The sequence below is a fragment of the Stackebrandtia soli genome, assembly GCF_965137155.1.
In the GTDB taxonomy this organism is placed as follows: Bacteria; Actinomycetota; Actinomycetes; order Mycobacteriales; family Micromonosporaceae; genus Stackebrandtia; species Stackebrandtia soli.
The window spans coordinates 120991-140681 of record NZ_CBCRZX010000007.1; the positions used below are offsets into that span (position 1 = coordinate 120991).

Sequence of the window (19691 nt, forward strand, 5' to 3'; positions counted from 1 at the left end):
GCCGAGCTCGGCGCGGCGGACGACTACGACCCCGGCCGGGCGATGCGGCCGGAAACGGTGGCGCAGTTGATCACCACGATGATCGACCTGCCGGGCGACGGCGTCGTCACCGACTTGCGGGTGACGCCGCCGAACGCGATCCCGCACCCGACGACCGCGCCGCCCCGATCCTGACGCTTGACCGGGAACGGCGACGATTGATCCATAGTAGATTGATTGTGCCCGAATGGGGATTCGCTGCCGCGTAAACGACCTCGACATCAATTGACGCACCGGCGTCCGTGGCGGTGCGTTCCGGCCGCGCGGCTGACGCCCACGGGGAGGAGTGGTCGGACCACTCTCCCGCACGGCGCGGGCGATACGAGTTCCCTAACCGACCGAGGGATCGACGGACGCGAAACTGTCGCCGATCGCGACGTTGTCGTGGATCAGCACTCGAGTGTCCACATCGGTTGGAGCGGTGTTCCACGCGGGCTTGTAGATTCCCCACTTCAGATACCCGTGGGTGGTCGGGTCGTCATTGAAGGTGTTCGGCCCGGTGGCGCTGAGCACCGATTTCCATCCGGGACTCTTGCTCGTCTGGTGCCAGGTCTCGATACCGCCGTCGACCCCGTGATCCCAATCGAACTTGAACACGAAGTCGTTCCACTGTCCCGGCTTGACGGCGCCGAGATCGAAACTGGTCTTGTCGATCGATTCGGGGGTCGAGCAGGCGTCACCGTCGGAGTTGACTCGCAGCCGCCACTGTCCAGTCGGCTGAATCGTCAGGAACGCGCTCGGCACCTTGGACGCCTCGCACGCGTCCGGCCAGTTGTGCCATTGGAAGACGATGTCCTCGCGTGAGTCGGTCTGCCAGTGGCTGACGATGTAGACGCTGAAGCCGTAGTAGGCGGTGTCTCCGGAATCGAAGTAACTGGGATCCATCGCGACGGTGTGACTCTCCGCGCGAACGCCTCCGTTGACGGGCGCGTCGCCGTACGTCAACTGGCTCCGGATCGCGTGGTCACCGGTCCGAGCGAGGTCCACGACCTGCAATGAACGGGGAGTGCAGCACTCGTTGAGCCCAATATCGGCGTAGCCCGAGTTCTTCGCGCCGTCCTCATAGTCCGCGCGCATGACGGTGCCGTCGGGGGACTCGGCGAGCGCGTGGATCGTCTGGCCGCCGATGAACAGCAGCGCCACGCCCACGATCGTGCCGGTGATCAAGTTGCGCGGTCGTCGTCGGTTCACATCGATACCCCTTCTCTGTTACGGCGATGCCGACACGGCGTCGAGAGTCTCGGCCGACGTGTCGGATCGCCGTGCACCGTCATGCTGCCCACGGCGGGCACGGGGTTCGCATGAGTCGTGGCGCGCGAATCATGCGACTCGCGCGGCTCGGTCCCCTCGGGACCGCCGCGGTCGGGTGAACTGGGATGGATGTGTTGGGTCGACGGGCGCGGAGAACGTATGGGTTCGGGAGACGACGGAACGGAAACGCCTCGCCGGATCGACCGCTTGGGTCGCCCGGCGAGGCGTCGCCGATTGGGGCCGTCAGTCGAGCCGGTGGCGGACCCACAGGTTCGCCTCGACATAGACGGCGTAGTCGTTGGCGAGATCGCAGCGCACCGGCGAGAGGCCGCCCGGCACGATGACCGGACCATCCTCGTCGAACGGGAGCTCCGTCCACTGCCGCCACTGGTCGAGCGAACCAGAGACCGTCATCGACGCCGGCGCGACCGAATCGATGACCGCTCCCGCCCGCACGTGGGTGCGGATCCACGGGTCGACCGGCAGGCCGTCGTCACGAGTTAGTTGCGCGTACTCCGCCATCGGCATGTCGGGGTGCAGATGTTTCGACGTCGGACGGATCGGCGCCACGAGTTCGGTGAACCCATGCGCCCGGGCGTTGTCCCGCATGGCGGCGAGCATTCGCGACGAGAGGCCCTTGCCCCGCGCGTCGATCCGGATCGCGATCTCCAGAGCCGACACCATGTCCGTCGGACGACCGTGCCGGTGATCCGAGATGCCCCACATGAGCACCTGATCCCAGCCCGTCCCCGGAAGCGAACCGCGCCCCGGGTTCATCAGCCCGAACGGGACGCTCAGGGCGCGGGCCACGAGCGAGCCGTCCGCGTCGTCGGTCGCGACGAGAACGTACTGGGGCAGGTTCGCGACAACCTGGGGGAAGTGGGACCAGCTCACCGGGTCCTCCAGCAGGAAGGCCGGCCAGTCGTCGGGCATCGTCCATAGCGCGTCGGCGAGTTCGGGTCGGTCGGCGAGGGTCGTGATCGTCAGGTCCATGATCGAAGAACCTAGTCAGCGTCGTCCGTCGCCGCCTGCCATTATCGAAAGCCTGGTCGGGCGCGCCGCCGAGCATTGATCTGAAATGGACGACGCGAAGGTGCCGTGGTGGCGGCACCTTCGCGCGAAAATCGATCAACCCACCGAACGAGTTCGCCCCCTATAGACGGTCACGATCGGTGAGCAGGGTCATACCTCCACGACGTGCGGAACGATCATCGGCCGACGACGGTAGGTGTCGCTGACCCAGCGGCCGACGGTGCGTCGCACGGTCTGCTGCAACTGGTGCGGGTCGGTGACGCCGTCGGCCGCGGCCTTGTCCAACGCCTCGGTGATCAGCGGCAGCACCCCGTCGAAGGCCGACGGGTCCTCGCTGAAGCCCTTCGCGGAGACGGTCGGACCGCCCACGACCTTGCCCGTCACCGAGTCGACGACAACGGTCGCGGAGATGAAACCGCCGTCGCCGAGGATGCGGCGCTCGGTGAGCACCGGCTCGCCGACGTCGCCGACGGCGAGGCCGTCCACGTAGATGTAGTTGTTGTCGATGTGGCCGACGGTCCGCGCGACACCGTCGACGAGGTCGACGACGTCACCGTTCTCGACCAGGATCACCTGGTCCTTCGGCACACCGGAGGCCACGGCCAGACGCGCGTGCGCGCGCAGGTGCCGCCACTCGCCGTGCACCGGCAGGAAGTTCGACGGCTTGACGATGTTGAGCAGGTACAACAGTTCGCCTGCCGGGGCGTGCCCGGAGACGTGCACCTTCGCGACGTCCTTATGGATGACGGTCGCCCCCGACCGCGACAGACGGTTGATGACGCCGTAGACGGCGGTCTCGTTTCCAGGTACCAGCGAGGAGGCCAACACGACGGTGTCGCCCGCTTCGACGGTGACGTGCCGGTGGTCACCGGAAGCCATGCGGCCGAGCGCGCTCATCGGCTCGCCCTGCGAACCCGTCGACATGTACACGATCTCCTCGTCGGGGAGACGGCTCGCCTCGTCCATCGACACGAGCGCCCCGGCAGGGATCTGCAGGAGTCCAAGGTCCCGGGCGATGCCCATGTTGCGCACCATCGAACGACCGATGAAGGCGACCTTGCGGCCGTGTTCCCGAGCGGAGTCGAAGACCTGCTGGACGCGGTGCACATGCGACGCGAAGGACGCGACGATGATGCGGCCCTCAGCCGTGCGGAAGATGTTGTCGAGGACCGGACGGATCTCCCGCTCGGACGTGACGAAGCCGGGAATCTCGGCGTTCGTCGAGTCCGACAGCAGCAGGTCGACGCCCTCGTGGCCGAGGCGCGCGAAACCGGTCAGGTCGGTGACGCGTCCGTCGAGCGGCAGTTGGTCCATCTTGAAGTCACCGGTGTGCAGGACGACGCCCGCGATGGTGCGGATCGCAACGGCCATCGCGTCCGGGATGGAGTGGTTGACGGCGAAGAACTCGCACGTGAACGGGCCGAGCGCGACGGACTCGCCCTCGGTCACGGAGATCGTGACCGGCTTCATCCTGCGTTCGCGCAGTTTCGCCTCGATGAGCGCAAGCGTGAACTGGGATCCGACGAGCGGAATCTCGGGCTTGTGCGCCAACAGGTATGGAACGGCTCCGATGTGGTCCTCGTGGCCGTGGGTGAGGACGATCGCCTCGATGTCGTCCAGTCTGTCTAGTAGGGACGTGAAGTCCGGCAGGATCAAGTCGACGCCGGGTTGGTCCATGTCGGGGAACAACACACCACAGTCGACGATGAGGATCCGGCCGTCCATCTCGAAAGCCGTCATGTTCCGGCCGATCGCGCCGAGGCCACCCAATGGAGTGACACGCAGCGCTCCGCGCGCCAACGGCGGTGGCGCGCCCAAATTGCTCTGTTTCATTCGGTTATCTACCCGCTTCCTTAAGATCCGCCTCGATGGCGGCACGCAATTCGTCGTCGGCGTCGAACAGGGGCGGCCGGGGTGACCCGGTGGCGAGCCCGCGCGCCGACAGTGCGGCCTTTACGGCCACCAATCCCTGGGTCCGGCACATGATGCCGCGTGTGACGGGCAGCAGCTCATCGTTGAGACGACGGGCCGTGACGAGGTCACCGGCGTCGATCGCGTCGAACATCGCGGCTATCGTCGCGCCCGCGAGGTGCGAGGTGACGCTGACCGCGCCGACCGCGCCGAGCGCGTACGCGGCGAGGTTGAGCTCGTCGACTCCGTTGTAGATGATGAGATCGGTCGCGGCCATCACCTGCTGGGTCGCGTACAGGTCGCCCTTGGCGTCCTTGACTGCGACGATGCGCGGGTGCGTCGCCAGCTCGATGAGCGTCGCCGTCTCGATCGGGACACCAGTGCGGCCAGGAATGTCGTACAACATCACCGGCAGCTCGGTGCTGTCGGCGATCGTGGTGAAGTGCCGCACCAGGAACGGTTGCGGCGGTTTGCTGTAGTACGGACTGACCACGAGCAGTCCGTGCGCGCCCTCGGCGGCTGCCGCCGCGGCGAGCTTGACACTGTGGGCGGTGTCGGAGGTGCCGACACCGGCGACGACGGCCGCGCGGTCGCCCACGGCGTCGAGGACGGCGGCGACCATACGTCGCTTCTCGTCGTCGCTCGTCGTGGGTGACTCGCCGGTCGTGCCGTTGATGACCAGACCGTCACAGGCCTGTTCATCGACGAGGTAGCGGGCGAGCGCCCCGGCCGCGGCGATGTCGAGTTCGCCAGCCGCGTCGAAAGGCGTGATCATGGCAGTCAGGAGACGTCCGAACGGACGTGAAACGTCACGCGTCATGAAATTCAACCTACCGTTCTGGGCCGGGCACGGCACTGTTCGCCCGACAGCCGACCGCGATCATGGATCGTGGCAGCCGTCGGGCGGAGTGGACGTGCTCGGGAGGGTTGTCGTGGGGTTCGCGATCGCCGGCGCGCGGCGGACGGCCGGGCGCGGGGCCGTCACGTCGACGTGACGGCCGATCGGCTTGCACGATGGTGAGGCGGGTCGGTCAGCCCTCGTGAACGTACGGGCTGGACGCGACCTCGCTGCCATCCTCGAGGGAGTGGATGGCGAAGTCGTTGAAGACGTTCGGCACCTTCGCCTGCAGCTGACGCAGGCAGGTGACGGCGAGGTTGCGGATCTCGACGTCGGCGGGTTCGCTGGCGCGCATCGCGATGAAGTGGCGCCACGCCCGGTAGTTGCCGGTGACGACGATCCGGGTCTCGGTCGCGTTCGGAAGGACGGCCCGGGCGGCTTGACGGGCCTGTTTGCGGCGCAGCGTCGCGTTGGGGACGTCGGCGAACTTCTTCTCGAGCCCTTCGAGGAGCGCGGTGTAGGCGTCCTGGGACGCGCTCGCGGCTTCCATGAAGATGCGGTGCAGTTCGGGGTCGGAGGCGATGACGTCGGGCTCGACCATCTTGGCGTCGCGCTCGGGGACGTATCGCTGCGAGTGCTGGCTGTACGAGAAGTGGCGGTGCCGGATCAACTCGTGAGTCAGAGACCGGGACAGACCGGTCAGGTAGAAGGACACGGTGCCGTGTTCGAGGACGGACAGGTGCCCCACCTGGAGAATGTGCTCGAGGTAGCCGGCGTTGGTGGCCGTCTTCGGATTGGGCTTGCTCCAGGATTGGTAACACGCGCGCCCGGCGAACTCCGCCAGAGCTTGGCCGCCGTCGGTGTCGGTCTCCCAGGGAACATCCTGCGGCGGCTCGAAGTGAGTCCAGCCGATGATGGTGGCCTGTGGCGACACGGTCTCAGCCATGCGTGTGTGCTCCTTACCCCTTGGCGTTTCGTCGGCGCTGAGCCTACGGCATCGAACGATGTCGCTGGTCGTCCGGGATATCGGCACCGCCGCGCGTCACCTGGACGACGATCGGTCAGGCTGTCCGCACGGTTGCGTTGGCGACGCCTGCCGCGCGTCGACGTCTGCATGACATTCCTGCGGGACTTGCGCGACGCCACAAATAGTGCCATACTGGCGTCATGGATCTGAGCCCTTATCTCGAATCGTTGCGGCGCGACCTCGCCGCAGCCGCCGCTCCGGCCGGTGATGACGCGGTGCGAACGGCCGAGCTGCTGTCGACCTCGCTCGAGTCGTCTCTGCGGCTGGCCCTCCTGGAAGCCCTGTCCGATGCCGCCGCCGAGATCACGGGCGAGCTGAATCGCGCGGGCAACCCCGCCACGGTCGAGGTGCGCATGCGCGCTCGACAGGCCGATCTCGTCGTCAGCGAGACGCCGCAGGCACCACCGGAGCCGCCACCGGCGCCGGTCAACGACTCCGGGGACATCGCGCGTATCACGCTACGGCTGCCGGAGCCGTTGAAGGAAGCCGTCGAACGCAGCGCCGCCGCCGAGTCGATCTCGGTCAACGCGTGGCTCGTCCGCGCCATCAACGCGTCGGTGCACGGCGCCCCGCCGCCGTCGGGGCCGTCGAGTCAGGCCGGGCGCGCGCGCTTCGGCAAGCGCGTCACCGGTTACGCGCAAGCCTGATAGACCATAAAGGACCGGTTAAGCGGTCCTCCTGAACCGGCGGATGACCCCACTCCTCCGTCGGCCTCCTGACCAAGTCAAATCCGAGCCTGCTCGAAAGGTGCCTTCACCATGTCCGAATTCCCTTGCAGCACACCGATTTCCGTCAGCATCACGATCGCTTCGGGCGAGTGCGAGGTGATCGCGGAGGAACGCGACACCGCCCTGGTCGACGTATCCCCGTACCGCAATGACAAGCGCTCCGTCGAGACCGCGGAGGCCACGAAGGTGGACTTCCGCGACGACCGCCTCAGCATCCAGGGCCCCGAGGGGATGGCCGGATGGTTCTTCGGCAAGAACTCCGGGTCGATCCGGGTCACCGTCCGGGTTCCGCGCGGTTCCTCCGTCAACACCAAGGTCGCGTCGGCTCAGGTCCAGCTGCGCGGCGAACTCGACACGGTGTCCGTCACGACGGCGTCGGGTGGCGTGTCCATCGAGCAGGCCCGCGAGGCCTCCGTGAACACCGCGTCGGGCGACATCCACGTGATGAACTGCACCGGAGACGCACGCGGTAACACCGCCTCCGGTGACCTGCAGATCGACAACGTCGCCAACGACGTGAGCCTGAAGTCGGTGTCCGGCGACGTGCGCGTCGGTTCCGTCGGCGGTTCGGCGCAGATCGGCAGCGTCTCCGGCGATGTGACCGTCAACCGCGCCCGCACCGGTTCGCACCGGATCAAGACGGTCTCCGGGTCGGCGTCGGTCGGCGTCGCCGCCGGAACCGGGGTCTGGTTGGACCTGAACTCGGTCTCCGGGACCACCGCCAGCGATCTCGCCGTCGGCGACATGCCGACCGAGACGACCGCGAACATGGAACTGCGCGTCAACACCGTCTCCGGAAACATTGACATCTTCCGGGCAGGCGGAGCCTGACCCGGGAGCGAGAACCCAGGCGGGCAGGCGGAGCCTGACCCGGGAATCCTGACGAGCCGAACGGAGCCTGACCGAACCGAGACGTCGCCGGGCAGGCGAAACGGGGCGACGGCCTTGGCTCCGCGGTCGTCCACTCCACGGGGGTCGCCGAATCAGCCGGCGAGGCGTCATCCGACGGGAGACCCGGCCAAGACGACGCGTGAGACGGGAAAGCTCCACTCAGGATCGGACGGCCCCAGGCCTTCGGCTTGGTGGGGCGGTTTACGGGACGGAAGATCCACTCGGTACAGGAGGGGAGCCCCACCAAGCCGCAGAACGCAAGCCGTCGGCGTGGGGCCAGAACGTACGGGTCGTCTCACTCGGCTTGGTGGGCTCCGCCAGGGCCGCCGACGAAAGGCACGCGCCCGCACACCACCCCACCAAGCCGAGTGGGAGTGACGGAAGCCGATGACTCGGCCGAGTAGCCGCGAGCCGAAGACCAGACGAATCGTTCAGAACTCCACTGCGGCTACCGCTTGAGAACACCGCCCACCAGGCCGGAACGGCGCGGCACCCCGAACCCCCGCTCCGATCGGCCGCGAACTCTTCGATCCGGTGAGCGCGACGCGCGAAACGCGGGCGGCTCCACGGGTCACCGCCGCGATCCCCGGAGCGCTTCGGGGGTCGCGGCTTCGGAACGGGCCCTTACGATGGTCACACGACGACCACACCCGACCCCGTCGAAAGGCGCCGCGACGTGACCGGCTGGCAGCGACAACTACGACTGGCGATCTCGGCGCACCGTCGCGCCGTGTTCCACGCCGACCGGGCGACGGCGCACCTGGAACGACTGCGGCAGGCCATTCCCCGCCCCGACTCGATCACCGACCAGGCGCGGCGACTCGCCGCCGACGCCACCATCGCCGCCGCGACGATCACGCCGGGAGCGCTCGGCGCCGAATCGTCCATGATCGACCGCGGCTCGCGCCGACTCACGGCGCCCGAGATCGTCCACGTGCGACTCGGTTCCGCGCACGCCACGGACGACACGGACTTTCCCGCCGTCGTCCCGCTCCTTGGTCTCCGGCACCTCGTCATCGATGCCGACGCGGCCAACCCACAGGTCGCTGGTCTGCTGAACAGCCTGTTGGTGCGTTTGGCCGCCGCCGTCGATCGTCTCGATATCTCGCTTGTGGACTGTGTGACACTGGGGCAGACCTTCGCGGCGGCGGCGCCGCTGGTGAGCGCGTCGGTGATCGAGCCGATCGCCACCGATCTCGGCGCCCTAGAGCGGGTCCTGGCGGCGGCGGAACGACGTGTGCAGGACGCCCACCAGGCGAAGAGCGATGGACGGGGCCTCGGGGATCTGCCGTATCAGCTCATCGTCATCGCGGGGTTGCCGCCACAACCGTCGAAGGCGTTGCTGGCGCGGATCGCGGCACTCGCACACGCGGGTCCGCATGGGCGGACCCACCTGATCGTGGCGGGCTGGCGTGGTCAACACGGCCACGATCGTCCGCCGTCCATCGAGCACGGGTGCCATGTCTCGATCGGTGACGGCGCTCGAACGCATCGCGTACAAGGGATTCCCGTGCCGGTCACGTTCGACGGCGAGCCGCCGCCCGGCGTCACCGGCAATGTCTACAGCCGACTGTGCGAACGCCGTCGGGACGCCACTCGGCTGGACATGACGGCGTTGCTGCCGAGCGATCACGGGGGCGCGTCGAGCGTCGCCGGCCTGTCGACCGTGGTCGGTCGCGACGCACGTGGCGACGTCGTGCTGAGCTTCGACGACGCGACCCCGCACTGGTTGATCGGTGGGCGCACGGGAGGCGGCAAGACGGTGTTCCTCCTGGACGTCCTGTACGGGCTGGCGGCTCGGTACGGACCGGACGAGCTGGCGCTGTACCTGTTGGACTTCAAGGAGGGTGTCTCCTTCACCGAGTTCACGCCGTCGCCGATCGATCCGTCCTGGATACCGCAGGTGCGCGCCGTCGGCGTCGAATCCGACCGGGAGTACGGGACGGCGATGCTCGCGGCACTGCGCGCCGAGCTGTCACGGCGCGCCACGGCGATGAAGCGCGCCGGCGTCACGAAGCTCTCCGATCTTCGCCGACGGGAACCGCACTCGCACCTACCTCGCCTGGTCGCCGTCATCGACGAGTTCCACGTCCTGTTCGCGGGCAACGATCGGCTCGCCAGGAAGGCGGTGGCGCACTTGGAGGAGCTGGCACGCAAGGGCCGTTCGTACGGTGTCCACTTGGTACTCGCGAGTCAGACGGTGTCGGGGGTGGAGGCGCTGTACACGAAGCAGGACTCGATCTTCGGCCAGTTCCCTTTGCGGGTGGCGCTTCCTGGCGCCCGGCATGTACTCCAGACGACCAATACCTCCGCCGACGCGATCACGCTCGGCCAGGCCGTCATCAATCCCGAGGGCGGGACGCCGGGCTTCGATCGACTGGTGCACTTCCCGGACGTCACGGCCGATGGCGAGGTCCTGACGGCGCTGCGGCATCGACTGTGGGAGCGCCGTGATCCGACGGCACCGCAACCGACGGTCTTCGCCGGTTACGCGACTCAACATGTCCGCGACGATCCGACCTACCGGGCGTTGACACCGGGGACGGCGCGACCGAAGGTCCTCATCGGACGATCGATCGACCTCGATCTGTCCACGACCTGCTTCGAGCTGGGTCCGGTTCCCGGTCGTCATGTCGCGTTCGTCGGTTCCGCCGACGCCGCGGCGGACATCCAACACGCGGCCGTCGTCAGCCTGGCCGCGCAGCATCACCCAGGCGACGCGACGTTCCTCTTGGCGAACTTGACGGCGACCGCCGGACCGGCCTTCGGGGACATCGCGGCGGAACTCGCGGCGACACACCATGACCACAAGGTCCTCAACCTGACGGATCTGCCGCAGCTGCTCGCCGAACTCACCGAGCGCACCGATTCCGAGCGGCCCGTCTACCTCGTCATCGCGGGTTGCGAGGCACTCGCCGGTCAGCTGTCGCCGATCGACCAGCGACGGTTCCGGCAGGTGCTGAAACAGGGCCCCCCACGCGGAATTCATCTCATCGGCTGGTGGCGGAGCCTCCGGGGACTCCTCGATGATCTGGGTGGGTCGAGCAACCGCGAGGACGTCGCGTGCCTCGTCATGATGAACGTCCCCGGATCCGAGTTCGGTCCGTTCATCGGCGATCCCGCGCACGACTATGCCCCCCGGGACAACCGGGTGCTCGCCATCGACAGGCACACCACCGCGACGACGCTGTGCGTCCCCTTCGCGCGACCAGACCGACAGGAGAAGGCGAGCCGATGACGAGCGCGGACGACCCGAAGTACGACGCGATCATGCACGCGTTCGGTTCGGTGCTGGGCAAGAACGAGTCCGACAGTGCCGAATGGACGGCCCGGTACGGCTCGAAAAAGGAGCAGGTGGAGGCGATCCAGGCACAGTTGAGGCAGTTCCAGGACCAGTTGTCCGACACGGCCAAGGACCTGAAGACGGGCGTGCCCGACCTGCGTGCGAGCGCCGAGGAGGATCCGCCACCGGCCGACACCGACATCGACGCCGAGTTGGCGGAGGCGGACCGCTGGAGTCGGCTGGCGGCCGATCACCATCGAGATCTGCTGGACGCGGCCCGACTGCCGCCGGTGGCTCCGGGTTCGCGCCCGCTGTTGCGCAACACGCTCGTCTACGGAATCGCGATGGTGTGCTGCTTCGGCGTGCAGTTGGTCCTGGCGTCGGGCATGGAGGACGGCTGGTTCCCCGCCAACGCGTGGTTGTGGGTCGGGTTCCTGCTACCGGTGGTGTTCCTGATCGCGGGCTATGTCGCGACGGGTTTCGCGGGGACTCCGAAGTTGCCGACGGTGGACGCTTCGGGCGAGCCGATCCCGTTCACGGTCTACAAGAGCCCACGGTTGGGCGCGGTCTTGGCGGTGGCGACGATCATCGCGTACCTGCTCGTGGCCTAACGCGGCGCGGGGCCGGGGTTCACCGTGTGGAGACCGGATCGTCTTTCAGTCCGAGATGGACGGAGGCGGTCCGGTAGCGTCCGAACAGCACGAGGTCGGTGCCGCGCTCGGTCGTTCCACAGTCGAGGACGAAGGCCTCCCGGACGGGGCCGATGCCTCGGACGATGACGTCGCCGAGCTCCTCGGCGAGGCGGTTGACCTCTTGAACCTGACCGGCGCTGCGGCCGCTCTCAGGCTGAAGGGCGCCGACCGTCGCGGTCTCGGCGAGGAAACGTCGCCAGTGCTGGCGCGTCTGGACGGAGCGTCCACCGTCACGGTCGCAGCCGAGCGCCGCGACGTCGGCGGCGCGTTTGACCTGCGCCGTCGAGGTGCTCGCGTCTACCGTGATGTCGATGCGATGGCCGTCCTCATCGAGGATGCCGGACATCGCCGTCGTGATCGTGGTGGCCTCGGCGAGCAATCGGGCGGTGTCGGCGGGCGGGCGTCTGCGCGGGGCCGAGGTCGGCCACCAGCGCCATCGCCGCAGGGCCGCCTCGACGGTCGACGCGACTATGGCGTCGCCTACTTCGGACAGGTGCGCGCCATCGCTCCAAGGCGAGTCCTCGTCGCCGAGTAGGGACGCGGCCGAACGGATGGGCGTCGTGAGGTCGAGATACCGGGCGCCCTCGATGGTCGCGATTCGCCGCGCGGCGTCCCCGTACTCGGCGAGTTCGGCGTTCATCGACTCGACGTCGCAGTCGTCGTCCCAGCCGAAGGAGGGTTCGCCGACGATGACGACGTGACGGGCGCGCAGGGAGAGTTGTTCGATGGCGTGTGACAGCGCGCCGGCGTAGACGTCGATCGGGACGTGCTCGTCGAGGCGACCCTGGTGTTTGCGCCATACGTCGTTGGTGCCGGCGCCGAGGAAGGCGATGTCGGCCGGGGAGCGGGGAACGTCCCTCGCGGCGATGATGTCGATGATGTCGGTGGACGTGGCGCCGCCGAGGGCGTGATTGTCGAAGTGGACGGCGGCGTCGGGACGGGCCGCGCGGAGTCGGAGCCAGAGCTGGTGGACCCAACCGCGTCGCCTCCACCGCTCCACGACGACCTCCGAACCGACCGGAGGCAGGGCCGACTGGTTCACGAGTTCGGGCGCGAACCCCTCGTAGTGTTCCATTAGGGACGTACCGTGGAAGATCCAGTGCACGCGTCGATTGGGCATTCTCGTCATCACCTGTCCCGTTGATCGACCCGTCGGCACGGTCGGGTCGAAAGGTTGATTCACGCATGCACATAGTAGTCACAAGCGTCGATACTGTGACGAGGTGGACGATCCCCGAAGCGCCGGATGGGGCCCGCCCGAGACGAACCCCACCCAACACATTGGATGATTAGACTCGACTTTCAGTGCTGTTGAACCGATACAGGTCGTACTGGTTCATCAACTTGATGATCTTGTCGGCGTACTTCGGATCCGTGGCGTATCCGGCACGGTGAACTTCCACAATGAACCGGTCGGCGTCGGCGGTGTGGTCGAAGGCTTTGGCGTACCGCTCGTTCGTCGACAGGTACAGGCCGTGGTCGGCGAACGAGTCCTCGACCTTGTCGTACACCCGGAACCAGGCGTGGGTCTTCCAGCAACCCGACTTGTCGCACTCGCTCGTCGGCAACTTGACGCAGTCGGTCGCGATCGGCCCCGGCTTTCGGTCTTTGCACTTCATGCCGAACAGGTTTCGGGAGCCCGAGGCGAGATCACTCTTGCCCCAACCGGATTCCAGGATCGCCTGCGCGACCGCGACGGACGCCGGGACCCCGTACTTCTCCTGACTCGGGGCGACGTTGCGACCCGCGTCCTCGATGAACCGTTGCTGTTCGGCCTTGGACGCGGACGCGGTCGCGGTCCCCGTTACCGCGAGCGCGGCGACGATCGCGATGAGAATCGCGATGATGCGCTGACGCATCGAACAACCTCCTCACGTTGGTGTCGACCGGATCGTCGCCGACGGAGAGAGGACGGGTGGGGAAAACCGGCAAGCGAGTGCGCCACGTGGGTCGGGCTGCTATGGACGCAGCCCCGGTCCTCTCCACTGTCGTTGCGGCGCAATGACAGTGGAGAGGACCGGTTCGGGACCCGGGTGCTTCGAGGGGGTTCGCGACGTCGTTCGTCCCCTGTCCATGCGGCCGAACCGTGGTCAGAGGCGGTGCACGCGTTCGACGACGTTCCAGGTACGCGTGTCGATGTCACCGGCCTTGCGATCGAAGTAGCTGCCGACGATCACCAGCCGTGCCGTCACGTCGAGATAGCTGTCCTGGTCGGCCTTCGGGTCCCATTCCCTCGTCGGGATGCGGATGTAACCGACGCGACGCTTCTGCTGGCTCGTGATCTTGAGGACGTGGAAACCGTCGCGATAGAGCCCCAGGACGAGGCACGGCCGGTGCTTCGAACCCGAACCCTCCTCGAACGGCACCTCGGCCCACCAGATCTCGCCGGGCCTCGGCGCGCCCTCCGGCAGCGACTCGACGGGTTTGGCGACGAGCCGTGGGCGGGTTGCGCTCGCGCCCCGTCGACGCCAGATCAGCCAACCGACCGCGCCCACGACGACGATCGTCCCCAACAGGACCAACAGTGCCTCGATCATTCAGGAATGATGTCAGAGGCGCGGTTCCCGCCCATCGCCACGCCTTATCGCCCGCGGTAGCCCGGTCGGCATCCGGATTCGGGCGTGTCGCCGAGGCTCCACCGGTCACCGACCGGCGGACCCGATCGAGTGGCGGCGCAACTGGACGAACAGGGCGAGCGCCACCAGCGCCAGCAACACGACGGAGACGATCAGGACGATCAGGGCGAGGCGAGCGCCCTCGTGGTCGCGGGAGACGGCCCGCAGGTCGTTGTCGCTGCCCGGGCGCAGTTTCCAGGTGACGGTGGTGCCGCTGAGCTCGCCGTTGTGAGAGACGACCTCGCCGGGGAAGGTGACGGACACGGTGAACTCCGCCGCGTCGAGGACCTCGGGATCGAACTCGGTCGCGACGTCCGGGTCCACATCGGGGACGCGCCACCGGCCGTCAAGACGGTATTCGTCGTCGGTGTGGACTATCGCGATGTGGGCCTCATCGTCACGGTCCTCGGCGCCGGTGCCGAAGTCGTCGAGCGGAACGTCCTCGAAATAGGTGGTCCGGCCCTCGAAACGATCATCGCCGTAGTCCTCGGACCGGTAGGCGCCCGGGACGTCCTCGGTGAGGGAGTCGACGAACTCGTCCACCTCCGGCCGCCCGATGACGTCGATCGCGTCCCGATCGACCGCCGCCGTCACCGATCCGTCCACCGTGTCGTCGGGGTTGACGGTCACGGTCATGTCGATCTTGAGACACCCGGACAGGAACAGGAGCGCGGTGAGCAGGACAGCCGCCGTCGCGCCCCGGCGAATCTCGACACGGTTCATCCGAAGAGTCACGGTGGCGATGCTATGGCAGCCGACGGACGCGACGAGACTCCGACACACTCGACCACCGTGCCGGATGGGAACGCGTCACTCCTCGGTGTCGGCCCCGTCGAGGTTCGTGTGCAGACGCAGTTGAGGAACGGCCGTGCCCGCCATGTCCAGGGTGCGGCGCACGCCGTCCGGTGCCCAACCCGCGGACTTGTAGAACGCCAGCGTCGCCGAGTCCCGCGTGAAGGCCCAGGCCGAGGCCGTGGAGACGCCGTGCTCGCGCCAGTGCGCGACGGCCGCCGCGAGGAGGCGGCTGCCGTGCCCGCGCCGCCCGAAGCGGGGCTCGACCAGGAGCTCCGTCATCGTGCCCGCCGTGGCGTCGTCCGGATCGGGTTCGACCGCCGCGAAACCGATGGTGTGAATCCGACTCGGATCGCTCTCGGCCTGCTCGATCGCCACGAACACGCGATGGGCGGGACTCGGCGGTTGCGCGCACGCCGGTTCCCATTGTTCCGCCAACCACGCCTCATCCAGTTCGGACAGGACGGATTCCGGGACGATGCGGTCGTACGCCGCGCGCCATGTCGTCAGTTGAATGCGGCCGATATCGGCGGCGTCGGCCGCACGGGCCGGCCGGACATAACCCAAAGCCATGCCGACGAGCCTAGAGGCCGCCCCACGCGACCCCGCGACGGTGTGCGGCGTCGGCGACCGCCGCCACCCCGTCGTACGTCGACGTCAACCCGAGAGGGATTGAGCACCACTATGGAGGCACTGACCGGCTCCCGCCTCGACCGACGCGGGTCGGCGATGTCACAGGTCGGCGATACAGTGCGCTGGTGATTCAATCCGCGCAGGCCACCGACAAGCTCACCGCAGACCAGGCACGACGGATCGCCTTGGCGGCACAGGGAATGGCGACGCCCCGGCCGTCCGGCAAACGCGACGCCCGGCACCTGCGGCGGGTCCTGGCGCACACCCAACTGCTCCAGATCGACTCCGTGTACGTCCTCGAGCGGGCGCACTACATGCCCGTCTTCTCGCGGATCGGGCCCTATCCGCATCAGCTCGTCAACAATGCCGCCTACAGTGGACGCCGAGAGTTGTTCGAGTACTGGGGGCACGCGGCCTCGCTCCTGCCGGTCGAGTTGTACCCGGCGTTGCGCTGGCGCATGGACGCCGCGCACGAGCACGCGTGGGCGGGAATGAAACGCATCGCCGAGGAGAACCCTGGCCTCGTTGACCGGCTGCGCGCCGAGGTCGCCGAACGCGGCCCCGTCAGCGCCCGGCAGTTGGAGGAGGAGCAGCCCCGAACACGGGACAACTGGGGCTGGAACTGGTCGGACACGAAACAGGCCCTCGAATGGTTGTTCCAGGCCGGGCAGGTGTCGGTGGCGACGCGGGTCAACTTCGAGCGCTTCTACGACCTGCCGGAGCGGGTCATCCCCGCGAAGCATCTCGACGCACCGGCACTCCCCGCCGAGGAGGCGCACCGCGTGCTGCTGGAGCACTCCGGACGAGCGCTCGGCGTGGCGACGGACGCCGAACTGCGTGACTACTTCCGCCTGTCCGGGCCCCGAGCGAAAGCCGGAATCGAGGCGCTGGTCGAGGAAGGCACCCTCACTAAGGTCACAGTGGAGGGTTGGGACAAGCCCGCGTACCTGCACGCCGAGGCGCGGATCCCCCGCCGCGTCGACGCCCGGGCGCTGCTGAGTCCCTTCGATCCGCTCGTGTGGCACCGGGACCGCACGATGCGGTTGTGGAACTTCCACTACCGCATCGAGATCTACGTTCCCGCAGCGAAACGCGTGCACGGGTATTACGTGCTCCCGTTCCTGCTCGGGGAACACCTCGTCGCCCGGGTCGACCTGAAGGCCGACCGCGCCCGCCGCGCCCTCGTCATCCCCGCCGTCTGGTTGGAGGCGGCCCACGGCGAGCGCGTCGACCACATCGTCGGGGAGCTCGCCGCCGAACTGCGGTCCCTCGCGTCCTGGCTCGGGCTTGACACGATCGAGGCCCCGCAGGCGGGTGATCTCGCTCCGGCGTTGACGCGGGCCCTCGCGGCGTGACAAGCGCTCGTCGCCGGTCGCGCCATAGGGATAGGCTGGGAACGCGACGGAAGGACGGTCGTCCGTTCGGATCGTTGGGAACGGCGACGGCGTCGCCCACCCCGCTCGCGCAACTGCCGCTCTTCGACACGAAGGATGCCGCGTAACGATGTACGACTCCTCGGCAGCACCCACCCAGGAGATCCCGGTGGTGCGCAACGGCCCGCCGACTCCGGCGGGACGAGCCGCGAACGTGCCGCCGATCCGGGCACCGCACGTCGCTCCCGGACACGTCGTCGACTCCGACCGGACGCAGGAGGTCCCGCTCGTCGCCCTGCGGCGGCCGGTCCGGGCGCCCAGCGGTCTCGTCGGGAAGGTGTGGGACCGCCTTCGACACAGTCCCGCTTGGCTGGCGCCCGCCGCGCTCGCGACCTGCTTCGCCGGGGCGGCGGCGTTCGTCCTCGCGACCGACCCGACCGACAACGTCGGACCGACGACGTGCGCTTTCAAGCTGGTCACCGGTTTCGACTGTCCCGGTTGCGGTGGCACGCGGGCCTTCTACTACCTGTTGACCCTCCAACTGCCCGAGGCCGCGCACAACCACGCGATCGCCGTCTTCGCGGCGCCGTTCCTGCTGTACCTGTACGCGCGTTGGTCGCTGCGCCGGGTGTTCCCGAACGTGCGGTGGCGGCTGCCGCGGCTGCGGATCACCCCAACGCTCGCGACGAACTTCCTCATCGTGTGGGCGGTCTTCTGGGTGGCGCGGAATCTTCCGTTCGCGCCGTTCACGTCACTGTTCGTCTGAGCACCCCGAACGAATGAGGCCACCGCGTTGTCGCGGTGGCCTCATTGGTGTGCGTCGAGCGTCAGCGCGGCGGTGGGCCGTCGGGGCGGATGACGGGAATCTCCTGGGTGGCCTGCATGTCCACGGACGTCAGGATCGCGGGAGTCTGACGTCGCTGCCGCCGACGGTGGGTGAACAGCACCGTCCCGATCGCGATGAGCACCAGGACGACGGCGGATGCCGCGACGATCCGCGCGACGGTTCCCGTGTCTCCGCCGCCGACGGTGGCCGCGTCGTCGGGCGCCGCGTCACCGGATTCGGCGGTCGGAGTCGGGGCGGGTGTCGCGGTGGCGGTGAGCTCGTTGGCGACCGTCGCGTCGAGAGTCCACGTGACGGTGCCGCCGGACGCCTCACCGTTGGTGTCGGTTATCTTGCCGGGCATGGTGACCGAGACCGTCAGCTGCATGTCGGCGCGGGTGTCGTCGCCCATTTGCGGATGCTCGGTCAGGTCGATCACCATGCCGAAGGTGAAGGTTCCACCATCGGCGGTTATAGACAGGTCGTAGGCGGCGAAGCGTTCCTCGAGCTCCTCGGCGGGGACGTTCTCCAGGTTGGCCTGGCGTCCGATGTAGCCGTCCTCCCGGTATTCGACGATGTCGATGGTGCCGGGCACGTCGGCGGTCGGGTCATCGTCGAGCGTCTCGAAGTAACCGTCGGCAGCATCCGATATGGACTGACCGGATTCCGGTTTGAGCAGTCCCTCAGAGACGGCCATGACGATGGCGCCGGAAACGGTGCCGTCGTCGGCGATCGTCAGATTCATCTCGGCCCGCGTGCAGCCGGTCAACGCCACCAGGAGCGCCGCGGCGGCGGCGAGACGCCACCACCGCGAGGAACGCGTCGTCGCCCGGCTCATGCGGACGGCGGGGGGTTCGGCCCCGACGGGTGGGTCGGTGGCGGTGCCCACGGGTTCGCCTGATCGGGACCGGGCGGGACGCCGTCGTGGCCGGGCTGCGGTGCGCCGTGTCCGGCGGGTTGGGCGGCGCCGTACTGCGGGAAGTCGGGGGTGGGCGACCCCGGCACCTCGACCGCCGCGACGGCGGCACGCTTGCGGCTGGCGGAGATCTTCACGGCGGCGAGGACGATCGCGGCGATGCCGAGGATCCCCACGACGCCGATGATGATCCACAGGACCAGTGAGCTCGACTCCGACGCGGAACCGACGGCGCGGAGTTCGGTGTCGCCGCCCATGTCCACGTCCCACGTCACGGTGCGGTCGCCGTTGGAGAGTTCGCCGTTGGTGTCGCTGACCTCACCGGGGAACGTCACCGTGATCATGAAGTGGATGTCGTCGGCCATCTCGGCGACGAGGCCCGGGTATTCGGTCGTGTTCTCGGAGTCGAGGGTCACGGCGAAGACGAAATCGCCGCCGGAGCGCTCGATCGAGAACTTCCCGCCACCGGTGCCGTCGGCGTTGTCGCTGTCGTTCATGGCGCCGAGGAAGTCGTCGAAGGAGATGTTCTCGAAGCTCAGTTTCTTGCCGACGTATACCTCTCCGTCGACCTCTTCGCGGTACTCATCGACGACGGTGTCGCCGGGGAAGGGCTCTTCGAGTTTCGCGAAGGGATCGGCCGAGTCGCCGAATTCCGCGAGGTCGTTCATGACCTCCTCGGTGAGCGCGATGACGTAATGGCCGGTGATCGTGTCGTCCGCGTTGATGGTGACGTTCATGTCGACCCTCATGCAACCGGTGAGGACGAGCAGTGTCACGCCGAGCGCCACGATCGCGCGTCCGGCGCGCGCGAGTGGTGTGAGTTTGGGGGGCATGGCGTACACCATAT

18 protein-coding genes and 1 pseudogene are annotated in these 19691 nt (G+C 67.9%); 7 read left to right on the forward strand and 12 right to left on the reverse strand.

The window, feature by feature from the left end; translation table 11 throughout:
* Nucleotides 1–174: pseudogene (locus ACM9NP_RS06895) on the forward strand (hypothetical protein); the annotation flags it as partial.
* A 195-nt stretch (nucleotides 175–369) separates the two neighbouring features.
* On the opposite strand, the gene ACM9NP_RS06900 reads toward ACM9NP_RS06895, so the two are convergent.
* The 5 genes from ACM9NP_RS06900 to thyX all read right to left on the reverse strand — a co-directional run bounded on the left by ACM9NP_RS06900 (nucleotide 370) and on the right by thyX (nucleotide 6017).
* The gene (locus tag ACM9NP_RS06900) at nucleotides 370–1230 is read right to left on the reverse strand and encodes a polysaccharide lyase (protein ID WP_415645757.1); all 861 of its coding nucleotides are present in this window, start codon (nucleotides 1228–1230) and stop codon (nucleotides 370–372) included.
* A gap of 303 nt (nucleotides 1231–1533) precedes the next feature.
* Nucleotides 1534–2283, reverse strand: coding sequence for a GNAT family N-acetyltransferase (locus tag ACM9NP_RS06905; protein ID WP_415645758.1), 750 nt, complete (start codon nucleotides 2281–2283; stop codon nucleotides 1534–1536).
* A 189-nt stretch (nucleotides 2284–2472) separates the two neighbouring features.
* The gene (locus ACM9NP_RS06910; RefSeq protein ID WP_415645759.1) at nucleotides 2473–4155 is read right to left on the reverse strand and encodes a ribonuclease J; all 1683 of its coding nucleotides are present in this window, start codon (nucleotides 4153–4155) and stop codon (nucleotides 2473–2475) included.
* Between the two features lie 4 nt (nucleotides 4156–4159).
* Complete coding sequence (gene dapA / locus ACM9NP_RS06915; protein ID WP_415645760.1) at nucleotides 4160–5053, reverse strand: 4-hydroxy-tetrahydrodipicolinate synthase; 894 nt, start codon at nucleotides 5051–5053, stop codon at nucleotides 4160–4162.
* A 211-nt stretch (nucleotides 5054–5264) separates the two neighbouring features.
* Nucleotides 5265–6017: an FAD-dependent thymidylate synthase gene (gene thyX / locus ACM9NP_RS06920; protein WP_415645761.1), complete on the reverse strand. Its 753-nt coding sequence runs from the start codon at nucleotides 6015–6017 to the stop codon at nucleotides 5265–5267.
* Between the two features lie 221 nt (nucleotides 6018–6238).
* Here thyX and ACM9NP_RS06925 point away from each other — a divergent pair, with 221 nt between their 5' ends.
* The 4 genes from ACM9NP_RS06925 (at nucleotide 6239) to ACM9NP_RS06940 (ending at nucleotide 11611) form a co-directional block, all read left to right on the forward strand.
* Entirely contained in the window at nucleotides 6239–6745 is a 507-nt protein-coding gene (locus ACM9NP_RS06925) for a hypothetical protein (protein WP_415645762.1), read from the forward strand.
* Nucleotides 6746–6856: 111 nt separating this feature from the next.
* Entirely contained in the window at nucleotides 6857–7657 is an 801-nt protein-coding gene (locus ACM9NP_RS06930; protein WP_415645763.1) for a DUF4097 family beta strand repeat-containing protein, read from the forward strand.
* 736 nt (nucleotides 7658–8393) lie between these two features.
* Nucleotides 8394–10955: an FtsK/SpoIIIE domain-containing protein gene (locus ACM9NP_RS06935; RefSeq protein WP_415645764.1), complete on the forward strand. Its 2562-nt coding sequence runs from the start codon at nucleotides 8394–8396 to the stop codon at nucleotides 10953–10955.
* Nucleotides 10952–11611 (forward strand): hypothetical protein, encoded by a 660-nt coding sequence (locus tag ACM9NP_RS06940; RefSeq protein WP_415645765.1) that lies wholly within the window; start codon nucleotides 10952–10954, stop codon nucleotides 11609–11611. Before ACM9NP_RS06935 ends, ACM9NP_RS06940 begins: the two co-directional genes overlap by 4 nt.
* Before the next feature lie 19 nt (nucleotides 11612–11630).
* On the opposite strand, the gene ACM9NP_RS06945 is transcribed toward ACM9NP_RS06940, so the two are convergent.
* From ACM9NP_RS06945 to ACM9NP_RS06965, 5 genes are all read right to left on the reverse strand, one after another.
* Entirely contained in the window at nucleotides 11631–12767 is a 1137-nt protein-coding gene (locus ACM9NP_RS06945; protein WP_415645766.1) for an SGNH/GDSL hydrolase family protein, read from the reverse strand.
* Nucleotides 12768–12981: 214 nt separating this feature from the next.
* Nucleotides 12982–13551, reverse strand: a complete 570-nt coding sequence (locus ACM9NP_RS06950) for a glucosaminidase domain-containing protein (protein WP_415645767.1) — start codon at nucleotides 13549–13551, stop codon at nucleotides 12982–12984.
* A gap of 231 nt (nucleotides 13552–13782) precedes the next feature.
* Nucleotides 13783–14229 (reverse strand): type II toxin-antitoxin system PemK/MazF family toxin, encoded by a 447-nt coding sequence (locus ACM9NP_RS06955; RefSeq protein WP_415645768.1) that lies wholly within the window; start codon nucleotides 14227–14229, stop codon nucleotides 13783–13785.
* Nucleotides 14230–14334: 105 nt separating this feature from the next.
* On the reverse strand, nucleotides 14335–15042 hold the full coding sequence (locus tag ACM9NP_RS06960; protein WP_415645769.1) for an LppM family (lipo)protein: 708 nt from the start codon (nucleotides 15040–15042) through the stop codon (nucleotides 14335–14337).
* Between the two features lie 75 nt (nucleotides 15043–15117).
* The gene (locus ACM9NP_RS06965; protein WP_415645770.1) at nucleotides 15118–15672 is read right to left on the reverse strand and encodes a GNAT family N-acetyltransferase; all 555 of its coding nucleotides are present in this window, start codon (nucleotides 15670–15672) and stop codon (nucleotides 15118–15120) included.
* A gap of 185 nt (nucleotides 15673–15857) precedes the next feature.
* On the opposite strand from ACM9NP_RS06965, the gene ACM9NP_RS06970 reads away from it, so the two are divergent.
* Nucleotides 15858–17087, forward strand: a complete 1230-nt coding sequence (locus ACM9NP_RS06970) for a winged helix-turn-helix domain-containing protein (RefSeq protein ID WP_415645771.1) — start codon at nucleotides 15858–15860, stop codon at nucleotides 17085–17087.
* Between the two features lie 148 nt (nucleotides 17088–17235).
* Entirely contained in the window at nucleotides 17236–17871 is a 636-nt protein-coding gene (locus tag ACM9NP_RS06975) for a DUF2752 domain-containing protein (RefSeq protein WP_415645772.1), read from the forward strand.
* Between the two features lie 61 nt (nucleotides 17872–17932).
* Here ACM9NP_RS06975 and ACM9NP_RS06980 read toward each other — a convergent pair whose 3' ends face one another.
* Together ACM9NP_RS06980 and ACM9NP_RS06985 are read right to left on the reverse strand one after the other, a co-directional pair.
* Entirely contained in the window at nucleotides 17933–18817 is an 885-nt protein-coding gene (locus tag ACM9NP_RS06980; RefSeq protein ID WP_415645773.1) for an LppM family (lipo)protein, read from the reverse strand.
* Nucleotides 18763–19677, reverse strand: a complete 915-nt coding sequence (locus tag ACM9NP_RS06985) for an LppM family (lipo)protein (RefSeq protein ID WP_415645774.1) — start codon at nucleotides 19675–19677, stop codon at nucleotides 18763–18765. The genes ACM9NP_RS06980 and ACM9NP_RS06985 overlap by 55 nt, the downstream gene beginning before the upstream one ends.
* Between the last annotated feature and the right edge of the window lie 14 nt (nucleotides 19678–19691).